This is a genomic window from Pseudomonas silensiensis (genome assembly GCF_050434865.1).
Taxonomy (GTDB): Bacteria; Pseudomonadota; Gammaproteobacteria; order Pseudomonadales; family Pseudomonadaceae; genus Aquipseudomonas; species Aquipseudomonas fluorescens_W.
This window is the reverse complement of sequence record NZ_JBNDJH010000025.1, coordinates 107,286-121,332: the sequence shown is the minus strand read 5'-3', so window position 1 is coordinate 121,332 and position 14,047 is coordinate 107,286. Positions and strand designations below refer to the sequence as shown.

Annotated in this window: 14 protein-coding genes; 7 read left to right on the top strand and 7 right to left on the bottom strand. The window is 59.9% G+C overall.

What is annotated here, in order from left to right:
• Positions 1-131 precede the first annotated feature (131 nt).
• The 3 genes from QF010_RS27870 to QF010_RS27860 all read right to left on the bottom strand — a co-directional run bounded on the left by QF010_RS27870 (position 132) and on the right by QF010_RS27860 (position 2,161).
• Positions 132-1,103, bottom strand: coding sequence for a L,D-transpeptidase family protein (locus QF010_RS27870; protein ID WP_033057192.1), 972 nt, complete (start codon positions 1,101-1,103; stop codon positions 132-134).
• 102 nt (positions 1,104-1,205) lie between these two features.
• Positions 1,206-1,499 (bottom strand): hypothetical protein, encoded by a 294-nt coding sequence (locus tag QF010_RS27865; protein WP_003226812.1) that lies wholly within the window; start codon positions 1,497-1,499, stop codon positions 1,206-1,208.
• A 56-nt stretch (positions 1,500-1,555) separates the two neighbouring features.
• On the bottom strand, positions 1,556-2,161 hold the full coding sequence (locus QF010_RS27860) for an arylesterase (protein ID WP_033057201.1): 606 nt from the start codon (positions 2,159-2,161) through the stop codon (positions 1,556-1,558).
• 10 nt (positions 2,162-2,171) lie between these two features.
• Here QF010_RS27860 and QF010_RS27855 point away from each other — a divergent pair, with 10 nt between their 5' ends.
• The 3 genes from QF010_RS27855 to greB are packed head-to-tail and all read left to right on the top strand — an operon-like array spanning position 2,172 to position 5,891.
• On the top strand, positions 2,172-2,855 hold the full coding sequence (locus QF010_RS27855) for an ABC transporter ATP-binding protein (RefSeq protein WP_033057202.1): 684 nt from the start codon (positions 2,172-2,174) through the stop codon (positions 2,853-2,855).
• Positions 2,855-5,359, top strand: coding sequence for an ABC transporter permease (locus QF010_RS27850; RefSeq protein WP_429534338.1), 2,505 nt, complete (start codon positions 2,855-2,857; stop codon positions 5,357-5,359). The genes QF010_RS27855 and QF010_RS27850 overlap by 1 nt, the downstream gene beginning before the upstream one ends.
• 34 nt (positions 5,360-5,393) lie before the next feature.
• Complete coding sequence (gene greB / locus QF010_RS27845; protein WP_033057207.1) at positions 5,394-5,891, top strand: transcription elongation factor GreB; 498 nt, start codon at positions 5,394-5,396, stop codon at positions 5,889-5,891.
• A gap of 18 nt (positions 5,892-5,909) precedes the next feature.
• Here greB and QF010_RS27840 read toward each other — a convergent pair whose 3' ends face one another.
• From QF010_RS27840 to QF010_RS27830, 3 genes are all read right to left on the bottom strand, one after another.
• A complete protein-coding gene (locus QF010_RS27840; protein WP_046056997.1) occupies positions 5,910-6,218 on the bottom strand; it encodes a hypothetical protein in 309 nt (102 codons plus the stop codon).
• A 247-nt stretch (positions 6,219-6,465) separates the two neighbouring features.
• Entirely contained in the window at positions 6,466-6,900 is a 435-nt protein-coding gene (locus tag QF010_RS27835) for a DoxX family protein (protein WP_033057209.1), read from the bottom strand.
• 103 nt (positions 6,901-7,003) lie between these two features.
• The gene (locus QF010_RS27830) at positions 7,004-8,425 is read right to left on the bottom strand and encodes an MltF family protein (RefSeq protein ID WP_429510595.1); all 1,422 of its coding nucleotides are present in this window, start codon (positions 8,423-8,425) and stop codon (positions 7,004-7,006) included.
• Between the two features lie 235 nt (positions 8,426-8,660).
• Between QF010_RS27830 and QF010_RS27825 the strand changes: the two genes are divergently transcribed.
• Complete coding sequence (locus tag QF010_RS27825; protein ID WP_429534337.1) at positions 8,661-9,467, top strand: TatD family hydrolase; 807 nt, start codon at positions 8,661-8,663, stop codon at positions 9,465-9,467.
• A 47-nt stretch (positions 9,468-9,514) separates the two neighbouring features.
• Here the strand turns inward: QF010_RS27825 and QF010_RS27820 are convergent, their stop codons facing one another.
• Positions 9,515-10,744 carry an acyl-CoA dehydrogenase gene (locus QF010_RS27820; RefSeq protein WP_046056409.1) on the bottom strand — a complete coding sequence of 410 codons (1,230 nt, stop codon included), beginning with the start codon at positions 10,742-10,744 and terminating at the stop codon, positions 9,515-9,517.
• A 165-nt stretch (positions 10,745-10,909) separates the two neighbouring features.
• Here QF010_RS27820 and QF010_RS27815 point away from each other — a divergent pair, with 165 nt between their 5' ends.
• The 3 genes from QF010_RS27815 (at position 10,910) to QF010_RS27805 (ending at position 13,485) form a co-directional block, all read left to right on the top strand.
• Positions 10,910-11,839 (top strand): LysR family transcriptional regulator, encoded by a 930-nt coding sequence (locus QF010_RS27815; protein WP_008148497.1) that lies wholly within the window; start codon positions 10,910-10,912, stop codon positions 11,837-11,839.
• A gap of 197 nt (positions 11,840-12,036) precedes the next feature.
• Complete coding sequence (locus QF010_RS27810; protein WP_033057215.1) at positions 12,037-12,438, top strand: MerR family transcriptional regulator; 402 nt, start codon at positions 12,037-12,039, stop codon at positions 12,436-12,438.
• Between the two features lie 147 nt (positions 12,439-12,585).
• A complete protein-coding gene (locus QF010_RS27805) occupies positions 12,586-13,485 on the top strand; it encodes a hydroxymethylglutaryl-CoA lyase (RefSeq protein ID WP_429534336.1) in 900 nt (299 codons plus the stop codon).
• Positions 13,486-14,047: the final 562 nt, after the last annotated feature.

Here is a 14,047-nt window from a genome sequence, read left to right as displayed (position 1 = left end):
GTGTTCATGAGAGATCCTCCGCCGAAAACGAGAAAAGCCCTGCAAGCGTAAACCTGCAGGGCTTCTCGGTCAGGCTGACCATCTCATTAAACCCGCCGATGCGGTCAGCATCGGCGGGTTCCTTTCACGCATTACTGCAACGGGTCGATCGGCGCAGTCGTCACCATCGCCGCCGAGGAATTCGGCACTCCGATTTCCACCGGCAGACCATCTTCGGCCGCAACCACGTCGCGGACCACATCCCAGTTCATGCGCAGGTTGTTGGTGATGTCCTCACGCTTGAGCATCGCGTTGATCACTGCGGTGTGTTTGTCGACCACCGAAGGGTTGCCCTTGTCGTCCAGCGGCGTGTGCGCTTCCAGATACACCTTGCCGCCACTGACACCGAACTTGTACGGGTCGCTGATAATACGCACCGACGTGCCTACCGGCACCATGCTCGCCATTTCCAGCACGTTGTTGTTGAACATGCGGAAGCAACCGTGGCTGGTGCGCATGCCGATGCCGAACTTCTTGTTCGAACCGTGGATCAGGTAGCCCGGCGTGCCCAGCGTGAACTTGAACGGCCCCAGCGGGTTGTCCGGGCCGGCCGGCACCACGTTCGGCAGTGGATCGCCATCGGCGGCGTGCTCGGCCTTGATCGACGCTGGAGGAGTCCAGGTCGGGTTCGGCGTCTTGGCGGTGATGCTGGTATGGGCAATCGGCGAGCCCCAGCCTTCACGGCCGATACCCAGCGGGAAGGTGTACACCACGTTCCGGCCTTTCGGGAAGTAATAGAGGCGGTACTCGGCCAGGTTGATGACGATGCCTTCACGCGGGCCCGGCGGCAGGATGAAACGCGTCGGCAGCACAATTTCGGTGCCTGCGCCCGGTAGCCATGGATCGACGCCAGGGTTGGCCGCGACCATTTCCGAATAGCCCAGATCGTAGGTGGTACCAAGGTCGGCGAAGGTATCTTCGTACTTGGCCTTGATCACCTGGACCTGACCGACGATGTCTTCACCGGGCGGTGGCAGGGGCAGCTCCAATGCTGCTACGGGACCCGCCACACAGAGGGCGGCGAGAGACAGGTAGCGGGTGACGGCAGGAAAGCGCGGCAACATCCGGAAAATCCTTCGCATGATCGACAAGGGTATAAAAATGGAATTGTACACCGACATCTGGAAAATCGGGGAGTTGACCGATAGCAAGCAATCTATCGGGCTTTAAAGCTCGAAACGCAGTTCCGGCCAGATCGGTGATGTGCCGCGTTTTTGCGATTCTAGAATGGCCCGGCATAGAGAACACAGGCGCTGGTCCTGGAACACACGGCGATCGACGCTCGACCAGCGCGGTTGTGCTGGCAACAGGCTGCCGCACAAGGTCCGGTCCGCCGAGCCGCCCAACTCCAGTTGACGGGTCACCAGATGTACCCGCACTTCCTGGCAGGCGAACAAATCCAGCTGTTCGTCAGGCTCGATCAGTTGGTAGGCAAAAAGTGACCAGGCAGGACGCGGCATCGGGGGCTCCAAATCGGGGGCGCCACCTTAGCCGAAACACCGCCGCTAGAAAAGCGTCAAAGCAGCGGTTTCAGTGTAGGCCAGACATTTTCCAGCAACTTGTCCTGAGCCCCGGCAGCCGGGTGCAAGCCGTCGGCTTGCATCAAGTCCGGGTGGCCGCCCACACCGTCGAGAAAAAACGGCACCAGCGGGATCTTTTTCTCCTCGGCCAGCGTGCTGTAGACCTTCGCGAAGGCCTCGGTATAACGAACGCCGTAGTTGGGTGGCAATTGCATGCCGAGCAGCAGCACCTTGGCGCCACTCGCGCGGGAGCTGTCGATCATTGCTGCAAGGTTTTGTTGCAATTGCGTTGGCAGCAATCCACGCAGCCCGTCGTTACCGCCCAACTCGAGGATTACCAGCTCAGGCTTATGCTCTGCAAGCAGCGCAGGCAGGCGCGCCTGGCCTCCGGCGCTGGTGTCGCCGCTGATGGACGCATTGACCACCTTATCGTCGAAACCTTCGCGCTTGAGCCGTTGCTCGAGCAGCGAGACCCACCCCAACCGGGTATCCAGCCCGAAACCCGCGCTGATACTATCGCCAACGATCAGGACTGTACCCGCCGCTGCGTTCTGGGCCATGCACATCAAGGCCAGGCCAGTACTCAAAAACCACACACGCATCGGACTCTCCATGGGCGCAAGCATTCTCACCGCGAAGAACCTCAGCAAAGTGGTTCCCAGCGCGGAAGGTGAACTGACTATCCTGCACGAACTCAGCCTGGAACTGAACAAGGGCGACAGCCTGGCCATCGTTGGCGCCTCCGGTTCCGGCAAGTCCACCCTCCTCGGCTTGCTCGCCGGCCTCGACCTGCCGAGCAGCGGCGACGTCACCCTCGCCGGGCAAGCCCTGAGCAATCTCGATGAAGACCAGCGCGCCCGAATCCGCGCCGAGCACGTCGGTTTTGTGTTTCAGTCCTTTCAGTTGCTCGACAGTCTCAACGCCCTGGAAAACGTCATGCTGCCGCTGGAACTCGATGGCCGCAAAGACGCCCGCGAACGCGCCACTGAGTTGCTGCAACGGGTCGGCCTGGGCCAGCGGCTGACCCATTCGCCACGCCAGCTTTCGGGTGGCGAACAGCAGCGCGTGGCGATTGCCCGTGCGTTTGCCGCCGAACCCGATGTGCTGTTCGCTGACGAACCCACCGGCAACCTCGACAGCCACACTGGCGAGCGCATCAGTGACTTGCTGTTCGAACTCAACCAGGAACGCGGCACAACCCTGGTGCTGGTCACCCACGACGAACGCCTGGCACATCGCTGCCGACGCCTGATCCGCCTTGAAGCCGGCCTGCTGGTCGCCCCTCTGGAGCCTTGATGGCACGCCTGCCGCTGTTGCGCCTGTTCAGTCTTGCCTTCCGTCAACTCATGCGCGACGCCCGCGCCGGTGAGTTGCGCGTGTTGTTCTTTGCCTTGCTGGTGGCCGTGGCGGCGAGTACCGCCATCGGTTACTTCGGCGCCCGCCTGAACGGTGCCATGATGCTGCGCGCCACCGAGTTTCTCGGCGCCGACCTGTTACTCGAAGGCAGTTCACCGGCACGGCCCGAACAGATCAAAAGCGGCACGGAGCTGGGCCTCGAACACGCTCAAGTGGTGGAATTCTCCAGCGTCATCGCCACTGACAACGGCATTCAGTTGTCCAGCATCAAGGCTGCCGATAACGTCTACCCACTGCGCGGTGAACTGAAAAGTGCCCCAGCACCCTTCGCCCCGGAAGAACCCGGTGGCGGACCAAAACCCGGTGAAGCCTGGGTCGAAGCGCGACTGCTGACCGCGCTGGACCTGAAGATCGGCGACAGCATCGACGTCGGCATGCGAACCCTCAAACTGGCGCGAGTACTGACCTACGAACCGGACCGCGCCGGCAATTTCTACAGCCTGACGCCACGGGTGCTGATCAACCTCAGCGACCTCGCCGCGACCGGCGTGGTGCAACCTGGCAGCCGGGTCAGTTACCGCGAACTCTGGCGCGGTAAAGCCGAGGCGCTGGAAACCTATCGTCAATTGATCAAACCCGGCCTGGCCGCCAACCAGCGTTTGCAGGATGCCCGCGATGGCAATCGACAGATCGGCGGCGCCTTGGGCAAAGCCGAGCGTTACTTGAACATGGCCAGTCTGGTGGCGGTTCTGCTGTCGGGTGTGGCAGTGGCGCTGTCGGCGACGCGCTTCGCCACCCGCCGATTCGATGCCAGTGCATTGCTGCGTTGTCTGGGATTGTCCCGGCGGGAAACCATGGTGCTGTTCAGTTTGCAGCTGACGGTGCTCGGGCTGCTCGCCAGTATCAGCGGCGCGCTGATCGGCTGGTTCGCGCAGCTGGGACTGTTCGCGCTGCTGCATGATTTATTACCGACCGACGTTCCACCGGGCGGTCTGTTTCCTGCCATCGCCGGGATCGGCACCGGATTGGTGGCACTGGCCGGTTTTGCCTTGCCGCCACTGGCGGCACTGGGTCGGGTACCGCCATTGCGGGTATTGCGCCGGGACATGCTGCCGATTCCTTCCAGCACCTGGATGGTCTACGGCGCGGCATTGGGCGCCCTCGGGCTGATCATGTGGCGCCTGAGCCTGGACCTGGTATTGACCTTCGCCCTGCTCGGTGGCGGTGTGATCGCGGCATTGGTGCTTGGCGGTTTGTTGTTGCTGCTTCTGAAGAGCCTGCGTCGAATGCTGGCGCGCGCCTCTTTGCCATGGCGCCTCGGGCTGGGCCAATTGCTGCGTCATCCGCTAGCGGCTGCGGGGCAATCCCTGGCCTTCGGTTTGATTCTGCTGTCCATGGCGCTGATCGCATTGCTACGCGGCGAGTTGCTGGACACCTGGCAGAACCAGCTGCCGAAAAACGCGCCCAACTATTTCGCGCTTAACATTCTGCCGGCGGACAAGCAGGCGTTCATCGATCACCTGATCAAACTGTCGGCGCAATCGGCGCCGCTGTACCCGGTGGTACCGGGACGGCTGATTAGCGTCAACGGCGAGCCGGTGCAGGAAATCGTCAGCAAGGATTCGGCCGGTGATCGAGCGATCCAGCGCGACCTGAGCCTGACCTGGGCGGCGGATTTGCCGGCTGGCAACAAACTCACGGCGGGCAATTGGTGGGCCGAACAGGCGCCGGACGAGATTCCCGGCGTATCGGTGGAAGGTAAAGTCGCCGAAAGCCTGAAGCTCAAGCTCGGCGATCACATGGTGTTTACCGTGGGCGGCGTCAATCGCGAAGCGAAAGTCACCAGCCTGCGGGAGATCAACTGGGACAACTTCCAGCCTAACTTCTTCATGATCTTCCAGCCCGGCACACTGAAGGATCTGCCGGCGACCTACCTGACCAGTTTTTATCTGGCGGCCGGTCATGATCAGCAAATCGTGGATCTGTCCCGGGCGTTCCCGGCGGTGACCATCTTGCAGGTCGAAGCCTTGCTCGAACAGCTGCGCAGCATCCTCGCCCAAGTCACCCTGGCGGTGGAATACGTGCTGTTGTTCGTGTTGGCGGCGGGGATGGCGGTGTTGTTTTCAGGCTTGCAAGCGACGCTCGATGAACGCATTCGCCAAGGCGCCTTGTTGCGAGCGCTGGGGGCCGAGCGGCAATTGCTGGTCAAGGCCCGGCGGATCGAGTTCGGTTTGCTTGGGGCGGTCAGCGGATTGCTGGCAGCGCTGGGTTCGGAACTGGTGAGTCTGGTGCTCTACCGCTACGCCTTCGACCTGCCGTGGCACCCGCATCCGTGGTTGCTGGTATTGCCGCTGATCGGCGCAGTGTTGATCGGGGGGGCCGGCGTGTTCGGCACACGTCGCGCGCTGAACGCCAGCCCACTGACAGTCTTGCGCGAGGGTTGATAGACTCAACCTCTCTCCACCACAAGAAGTTGCCATGAGCCGTTATCGTCCTCCCCGCACCGCTGGCACCGCGCTGATCACCCCCGAAGGTGAAGCGCGGATGCGGGCCGAGTTTCATGAGCTCTGGCATGTTCGGCGGCCGCAGGTGACACAGTCAGTCAGCGAGGCCGCGGCTCAGGGCGATCGCTCGGAAAACGCCGAATACACCTATGGCAAAAAGATGCTGCGCGAGATCGACAGTCGCGTGCGCTTTCTCACCAAGCGCCTGGAAGCGCTCAAAGTGGTCAGCGAAAAACCGAGCGATCCGAACAAGGTCTATTTTGGCGCTTGGGTCACGATCGAAGACGAAGACGGCAAAGAGTCACGCTATCGCATCGTCGGGCCGGATGAACTGGATCTGAAGCTGGGCCTGATCAGCATCGATTCGCCGTTGGCGCGGGCCCTGATCGGCAAAGCGCTGGACGCCGAGGTTCGGGTCCAGACACCAACCGGTGAGCAGTGTGTGTATATCGTGGCGATCGAGTATCTCTGAGCCGCAGCGCTCCAAGCCTCAACGGCGGGTGATCAGCCCCTGTCGGGCAACGCGAGTCAATTGCTTGATCACTTCGGGGGCGTCCTCGAGGCTGGGCGATTGAATCACCGCCAGATCGAAACTGTCGCTGGCAAATCGAGCCAGCGACTCACCCTCTTCGACAAACTGGATCAGGAAGGCCGCAGGCCCGCCGGTGCGACGTGGCCAGCCATCGAGATAACGCAAAAGTGTCGGCTGATGTTTGCCGCCAAGCAGGATTTTTGGATTGCGCTGGGTGAGATGTGCCGTGATCGGCGCGGGGCGTATAACAGGGCTTAGTGCATTCATTGTGTCGTGTCTCTGCCTCAAAAGTCTGCATGGCAGGTGAGAGGCAACACCGAACCAGCGCTTTAGCGGTATTTCGAAGCCTGTTTCAAGCTTCTATCGGCAACTGAATGAGTCACCTGGCGCCCCGCAAGTAGCTGTTTAAATCGGCGCATGGACAGCATCCTAGAGAAGCTGACCGGACAGTGTCAAGAATGACGAGAACAAAAAAGGCCCGCGCAATGCGGGCCTTTTTATTGAGCCAGAGCGGTCAGCCGGCGATAGCGCGGTCAGCCGAGAGCTTGCCGGCGCCTTCGATCAGCACCGCGATGCTGCCACCGAGCAGGGCCAGGGCGAATTCATAACCGTTGTTGGCCATGAACAACCCGTTAGGCAGGTGCACCGAGAAGATTGCCACCAGCGAGAGGAAGGCCAGGCCCAGCGCTGCCGGGCGAACCAGCAGGCCAATGATCAAGGCCAGACCGGCGAAGAACTCGGTACCGCCCGCCAGCGTCGCCATCAGATAGCCCGGTGCCAGGCCGATGCTTTCCATGTACTGCGCGGTGCCCGCCAGGCCGTAACCACCGAACGCCCCGAAAAGTTTCTGCGAGCCGTGGGCAGCGAAGATGATGCCGACGAAAATCCGCAAGACAGTCAGGCCGTAGCCAGCGCGGGTAAACAGTACCTTGTTGATCAGTGTGCTCATGCTGTGTCATCCGTTGTCAGTGTGTGTTGGTTGGCCGCTATATTAATCAGTAAAGCTCATGTTAAAAGCGCAATTAATCCGCCATAACAATCAGTTTATTCGATTATTTCCGTGAGGCAACTTTCTGCCCCTGGGGCTCCAACGACTCCCGCTCCCGATCGAACGCCAGGTAATACTTGTTCACGCTATTAACATAGCTGACGGCGCCCATGCCCACCTGCTCCATGGCGATGCGTTCGACCTGGAAAAACCACTGATTGGGATTCAAACCGCGCCGACGAGCCTCGGCACGCATGCCCTGAACCCGCTCCGGCCCTATGTTGTAGGCCGCCAGCACGAACGCCATGCGCTCGCGCTCGTTGAGTTTGGGGCTGGCAAAGAACTTGCGGCGAATCATCGCCAGGTACTTCGCCCCGGCCTGCACATTGGCGTCGAGATTCTGAATGTTGTCGACCCCCACTCGCTGGGCGGCGGACGGGGTGATCTGCATCAAACCGGTAGGGCCGCTGCCACTGCGGGCATTGGGTTGCAGGGCCGATTCCTTGAACGCCAGGGCCGCCAGATTCAACCAGTCCATGCCTTGGGCTTCAGCGTGTTTCTGCAGCACCGGGCGAAGTTTCTCGAGGCGCTGGCGATCAGCCTTCGCCAATGGATAGTGCACTTGGTACAGGCGTCGATAGATCCGCAGGAACGCGGCATCCTGATCCGATGGTTGCTTGTAACCGGTCAGGAAGCGATCAATGCTCGCGCGCAACATTGAGGCGTCGCGGCGCACGAACCAGAATTCTTCGCCCGGTTCACTGATGAGCACCTGCCGATCGAAACGCAACTTTGGCAGAATCTTGCCCCAGCGCTCGGCAATGGGTTGTTCGACGATCGTCAGGTGAAAGATTCCGCCCTGGACCATTTCCAGCACATCCTCGACCGCCAGACTGGGATCGACCCACTCGATGGTCACCGGCGGCAGTTTCAGCAGCGCGAGCTTTTGATTGATCTGACTGACCGCGTCCCCGGCCGCACTGCCGGTGGGCAACGCCAGGGTTTTGCCGGAGAGTTGTTCGAGACGGGTATAACGTCGCTCGCCTTTGATCCCGACCAATATCAACGGGATGTTGCTGGCAATCGGTTCACTGGTGCTGACTGCGTGACCCGGTTGCAGGTCCAGCAGTTCGCCCGGCGCGACCAGATCACCCTCGCCACGCTGCAAAGCGCCGATCAGTTGATCCTTGGCCTTGGGAATGATCTTCAGGGTAATTTCCTGACCGTCACGGGCGTGACCGTTGAGGTACTGCTCGAAGGCACGCAAGCGATGGTATTCGACACCGATGGCCTGGCCCTGAACTTCGCCGGAGCTGTTGCGGCTCTGGTTGACCAACACCCGCAGTACACGACTGCTGCGGATTTCCGCCAGGTCGCGCGCTTTGGTCGAAGGCACGGCTTGCAGCGGCCCGGCCAGACGTGCAACCGCCGGCATCGGCAGCAGCAACGAACAACACAGCAGTAGCAAAACCGAGGGACGTGTCATCCACTCTCCAGAAAGAATACTGGGCCGATCTCAAGAATTTTCATGAAATCGAACGACAGAAACAGAGCGCCTTGAGCGCTGGCAAAGTGCGGAAGACTGGCACAGTGATGGCACCTAAGCCACCCTGACCTGTCTCGCGGCATCAAAAGACAGCTTTAACTCGTTGTAGTTCTTGGCTTTTCTTATAAATCTACAGCTCTGATATGCTTTCCGGCCTTTGGTCCGAGGTAGCACCATGCAACTCATCGATATCGGCGTCAACCTGACCAACCCCAGTTTTGCCGACAAACACCAGGCTGTACTCGACCGCGCCTACGCTGCCGGGGTCTGCCAATTGGTGCTCACCGGCACCAGTGTCGAGGGCAGCGAGCAGGCGCTGGAACTGTGCCGGCAACTGGACGAAACGGCTCAACGGCTGTTCGCCACCGCCGGCCTTCATCCCCACAGCGCCAGCGACTGGAACGCCGACAGCGCCCAGCGTCTGCGCAGTTTGCTCAAGGAGCCGAACGTCGTGGCGGTGGGTGAATGCGGGCTGGATTTCAATCGTGATTTCTCACCGCGCCCGCAGCAGGAAAAAGTCCTGGAAAAGCACTTGGAGTTGGCGGTCGAGCTGCAATTGCCGGTGTTCCTCCACGAGCGCGATGCCAGCCAGCGCTTGCTGGAAATCCTTCGTGATTACCGTGATCAATTGCCGGCCGCCGTGGTGCATTGCTTCACGGGCGAAAAGAAGGCGTTGTTCAGTTACCTCGATCTGGATTTGCACATCGGCATCACCGGCTGGATCTGCGACGAGCGCCGGGGCACGCACCTGCATCCACTGGTGAAAGAGATCAAACCGGGACGGTTAATGCTGGAGAGCGATGCGCCGTATCTGTTGCCGCGCAGTCTGCGACCCAAGCCGAAGAATGGTCGCAACGAACCGGCGTATCTGACCGAAGTGTTGCGGGAAGTGGCGTTGCATCGTGGGGAGAGCGAGGAAGATCTGGCCGCTCACAGCACGGCGTGTGCGCGAGCGTTCTACGGGTTGCCAATGGTCGACTGACGAACCGAACCTGTGGGAGCGGGCTTGCTCCCACATTATCAGTGGCATCAGTGGCTGCTGCGCATCATCTCTTTAGGCACGTACTTGCCGATCTCGAACTTGCCGATCGCTGCGCGGTGCACTTCGTCCGGGCCGTCGGCCAGGCGCAGGGTGCGTTGCATCGCATACATGTAGGCCAGCGGGAAATCGTTGGACACCCCTGCCCCGCCATGGATCTGGATCGCCCGGTCAATCACCCGCAAGGCCACGTTCGGTGCGACAACCTTGATCTGAGCGATTTCGCTCTTCGCAATCTTGTTGCCGACGGTGTCCATCATGTACGCCGCTTTCAACGTCAGCAGGCGCGCCATGTCGATTTCCATCCGCGAGTCGGCGATCTTGTCGATATTGCCGCCCAGACGTGCCAATGGTTTACCGAACGCAGTACGGGTTACCGCCCGTTTGCACATCAGTTCCAATGCACGTTCGGCCATGCCGATCGAACGCATGCAGTGGTGAATCCGACCTGGGCCAAGGCGACCCTGAGCGATTTCGAAGCCGCGTCCTTCGCCCAACAGGACGTTTTCGTACGGCACGCGGACGTTTTCGAACAGCACTTCGGCGTGGCCGTGAGGTGCGTCGTCGTAACCGAACACTGGCAGCGGACGAACGATCTTCACGCCCGGGGTATCCACCGGCACCAGAATCATCGAGTGCTGCGCATGACGCGGCGCGTCAGGATCGCTCAGGCCCATGAAGATCAGGATCTTGCAGCGTGGATCGCAAGCGCCTGAGGTCCACCATTTTTTGCCGTTGATCACCCACTCGTCGCCATCACGCACGGCGCGGGCGGCCATGTTGGTGGCGTCGGACGAGGCCACGTCCGGTTCGGTCATGGCGAACGCCGAGCGGATCTCGCCGCGCAGCAGCGGTTCGAGCCAGCGCTGTTTCTGTTCTTCATTGGCGTAGCGCACCAGCACTTCCATGTTGCCGGTGTCTGGCGCGGAGCAGTTGAACGGCTCGGGGCCCAGCAACGAACGGCCCATGATTTCGGCCAATGGCGCGTATTCGAGGTTGGTCAGGCCGGCACCGAGTTCGGACTCAGGCAGAAACAAATTCCACAAACCTTCAGCCTTGGCCTTGAGTTTGAGCTCCTCCATGATTGCGGTCGGCTGCCAGCGATCGCCCTCGGCGACCTGGCGCTCAAACACCGCTTCAGCGGGATAAACGTAGGTATCCATGAACGCGGTCACGCGCTCACGCAGTTCTTGCACCTTGGGCGAATAAGCGAAATCCATGGGCAGCTCTACCTTTTAACGGAGGGTTTTGATGAGTTGTTCAGGTCATGCAATCGATGCTAGAACAGCTACGAAAATTTACCTAGCCTATTCTCGGCGTGTATTAACATTCATCACCGATATATGATCGGCTGATCGAGAGCCCAACAATAAGAGTGCAGCGCAATGAATCTGAGCAAGGTCGACCTCAACCTTTTCATCGTCTTCGACGCGATCTACACCGAAGCCAACCTGACCCGCGCCGGGCAGATTGTCGGCATTACTCAACCGGCGGTCTCGAACGCGCTGGCCCGTCTGCGCGAGACCTTCAATGACCCGTTGTTCGTGCGTACCGCTCAGGGCATGGTCCCGACGCCAATGGCGCAAAACATCATCGGGCCAGTGCGCAACGCCCTCTCGCTGCTGCGGGTGTCGGTGCAGGAAAGCCGGATTTTCAACCCGTTGCAGGCGGTCAAGACCTATCGCATCAGCATGACCGACCTCACCGAAGCGGTGATCCTGCCGCCACTGTTCCAGCGCCTGCGTCGCCTGGCGCCGACGGTGATCATCGAAAGCTTTCTGTCCAAGCGCCGCGAAACCACCAAAGAACTGGCGGCCGGGCGTCTCGATTTCGCCGTCGATGCGCCGCTCAACACCGACCCGCAAGTACGCCACGTCAAGTTGATGGAAGACCGTTACGTGTGCGCCATGCGCAAAGGCCATCCGCTGGCGGGCAAAGAGAAATTCACCCTCGATGATTACCTGTCGCTGACCCACATCCACATCTCCAGCCGCCGCAGCGGTCTGGGCCATGTCGACCTGGCCCTGGGCAAGATGGGCATCCAGCGCAAGATCGCCCTGCGATCCCAGCATTATTTGATGGCATCCCAAGTGCTGCAGCAGACCGACATGGTGATGACCGTGCCGGAACGCTTTGCCCGTCGCCATGATTTGTACTCGGTGAACCTGCCGGTCAACGATGTGCCACCGGTGGAAACCCACCTCTACTGGCACGAAAGCACCGACCAGGACCCGGCGAACCGCTGGATGCGCGAGCAGATGATCGAGTTGTGCCAGCAGGTGACGGCACACGAGAAGAAACTCGACAAAGTGTAGGACTTGGCACCGCGTCATCGTTCTTCGCGAGCAAGCCCGCTCCCACATTCGATCGCATTCTTTCTGAAAGAACTGGGTTAAATGTGGGAGCGGGCTTGCTCGCGAATGGGCCCGCAAGAACACTGAAGATTCTTGCTGCTTGACGTAAACGTCAACCTGACATTAGCTTAGCGCCATGACCTTTTTCGAGCGCTTCCATGAGCAGCCAGACCTATAGCATTTCCGACCTCGCCCGCGAGCTCGACATCACCACCCGGGCCATTCGCTTTTATGAAGAGCAAGGCCTGCTCAGCCCCGAGCGACGCGGCCAGGAACGCATCTATTCGCCCCGTGACAAGGTAAGCCTGAAGCTGATCTTGCGGGGCAAGCGCATTGGTTTCTCCCTGGCCGAATGCCGCGAGTTGATCGAACTCTACGACCCCACCGGCGGCAATCAGAAACAGCTGCAAACCATGCTGACCAAAATCGCCGAACGTCGCGAACAGCTCGAGCAGCAAATGCTCGACATCGAGCAGATGAAACTCGAGCTGGACACCGCGCAGGAGCGTTGCACCCAGGCGCTGGAACAGACCATCCAGAACCAGAAGGTCGCCCAGTAAATCAACACAATCCCCTGTAGGAGTGAGCCTGCTCGCGATAGCGGACTGTCAGGCAGCATCAATGTTGAATGCAAGTCCGCCATCGCGAGCAGGCTCACTCCTACAGGGGTATTTGAACATTCAGACAATCAGCACAGGTCCATTGCCATGTCCCTACCCACTCACGTACGCCTGGTCGAAGTCGGCCCGCGCGACGGTCTTCAAAACGAAGCCCAACCCATCAGCGTTGCGGACAAGGTGCAACTGGTCGACGCGCTGACCGCCGCTGGCCTCGGCTATATAGAAGTCGGCAGTTTTGTGTCGCCCAAATGGGTTCCGCAAATGGCCGGTTCCGCCGACGTCTTCGCGCAGATCCAGCGCAAACCGGGCGTGACCTATGGTGCGCTTGCACCGAATATGCGCGGGTTTGAAGACGCCATCGCGGCCGGGGTCAAGGAAGTCGCAGTGTTCGCCGCCGCGTCGGAATCGTTTTCCCAGCGCAACATCAATTGCTCGATCAGCGAAAGCCTGGAGCGTTTCGTGCCGATCATGGACGCCGCGAGGCAACACGGTGTCAGCGTGCGCGGTTACGTGTCCTGCGTGCTGGGCTGCCCTTACGAAGGTAACGTCGCGCCGGAACAAGTCGCTCGAGTCGCTCGCGAGCTCTACGCGATGGGCTGCTATGAAGTATCCCTGGGCGACACCATCGGCACCGGCACCGCTGGCGCGACCCGCAAGATGTTCGAGGTGGTGTCGGCCGATGTGCCCCGTGAAAAACTGGCCGGGCACTTCCACGACACTTATGGCCAAGCCATGGCCAACATCTACGCCAGTCTGCTGGAAGGCATCTCGGTGTTCGACAGCTCCATCGCCGGCCTCGGCGGCTGCCCGTACGCCAAGGGCGCCAGCGGTAACGTCGCGACCGAAGACGTGGTTTACCTGCTCAATGGCTTGGGTATCGAGACCGGTATCGACCTGGACGCCTTGATTCTGGCCGGTCAGCAGATCTGCACGGTGCTGGGGCGACCGACCGGTTCGCGCGTGGCCAAGGCTCGTAGCGCTCAATGAGTGCGCGGATGTGTCCGGGTGTTACCGCTGCGTCTGAAACGTGGGGCGCAAGCGAGTAACACGGAAACAAATTGTCGGGTTTTGACTGAGCGAAAAATCCGACAAATACTTAAGACGCTGATTTTAAAGGCTTTTTAAAAGTTGGCACGGCTTCTGCTATCTCTACTGCATAACAAGAACAAAAAAAGCGGCAAACCTAATAAAAATAAGACGTAACGACTCTGACATAACAAAAACAACACGGCAGAGACGCAGCTAACAGATTTTTTTGGAGAGGATGTGCTTTTCAGGGTGCTTTCCGGAGTAACCCGCAACCGGGCAGAGAACAATAAAACTACCTTCAGGTAGCTCCCGAACTGGTTGGATCGCTTAGCGAAAAAGTAGATCAGCGCTCAAAAAAATACGTTTGCTCTTGATCCCGGATGGGGATCGACAAAAACAGCGGTAAAGGGTCACGGTTTCCAAAAACAACAACAGACCGCCCCTCAATAATAAAAAAAGAGCACGCGCAACGAAAAAATTAAAGGGGAGCTTCGGCTCCCCTTTGTGCTTTCTGGCGTTT

Excerpts from the sequence above, each read along its gene's own strand:
- greB (WP_033057207.1), top strand. The coding sequence starts at position 5,394 with ATGAGCCGTTATCGTCCTCCCCGCACCGCTGGCACCGCGCTGATCACC.
- QF010_RS27805 (WP_429534336.1), top strand. The coding sequence starts at position 12,586 with ATGTCCCTACCCACTCACGTACGCCTGGTCGAAGTCGGCCCGCGCGAC.
- QF010_RS27835 (WP_033057209.1), bottom strand. The coding sequence starts at position 6,900 with ATGAGCACACTGATCAACAAGGTACTGTTTACCCGCGCTGGCTACGGC.
- QF010_RS27865 (WP_003226812.1), bottom strand. The coding sequence starts at position 1,499 with ATGCCGCGTCCTGCCTGGTCACTTTTTGCCTACCAACTGATCGAGCCT.
- QF010_RS27815 (WP_008148497.1), top strand. The coding sequence starts at position 10,910 with ATGAATCTGAGCAAGGTCGACCTCAACCTTTTCATCGTCTTCGACGCG.
- QF010_RS27850 (WP_429534338.1), top strand. The coding sequence starts at position 2,855 with ATGGCACGCCTGCCGCTGTTGCGCCTGTTCAGTCTTGCCTTCCGTCAA.
- QF010_RS27855 (WP_033057202.1), top strand. The coding sequence starts at position 2,172 with ATGGGCGCAAGCATTCTCACCGCGAAGAACCTCAGCAAAGTGGTTCCC.
- QF010_RS27870 (WP_033057192.1), bottom strand. The coding sequence starts at position 1,103 with ATGTTGCCGCGCTTTCCTGCCGTCACCCGCTACCTGTCTCTCGCCGCC.
- QF010_RS27825 (WP_429534337.1), top strand. The coding sequence starts at position 8,661 with ATGCAACTCATCGATATCGGCGTCAACCTGACCAACCCCAGTTTTGCC.
- QF010_RS27830 (WP_429510595.1), bottom strand. The coding sequence starts at position 8,425 with ATGACACGTCCCTCGGTTTTGCTACTGCTGTGTTGTTCGTTGCTGCTG.
- QF010_RS27820 (WP_046056409.1), bottom strand. The coding sequence starts at position 10,744 with ATGGATTTCGCTTATTCGCCCAAGGTGCAAGAACTGCGTGAGCGCGTG.
- QF010_RS27860 (WP_033057201.1), bottom strand. The coding sequence starts at position 2,161 with ATGCGTGTGTGGTTTTTGAGTACTGGCCTGGCCTTGATGTGCATGGCC.
- QF010_RS27810 (WP_033057215.1), top strand. The coding sequence starts at position 12,037 with ATGAGCAGCCAGACCTATAGCATTTCCGACCTCGCCCGCGAGCTCGAC.
- QF010_RS27840 (WP_046056997.1), bottom strand. The coding sequence starts at position 6,218 with ATGAATGCACTAAGCCCTGTTATACGCCCCGCGCCGATCACGGCACAT.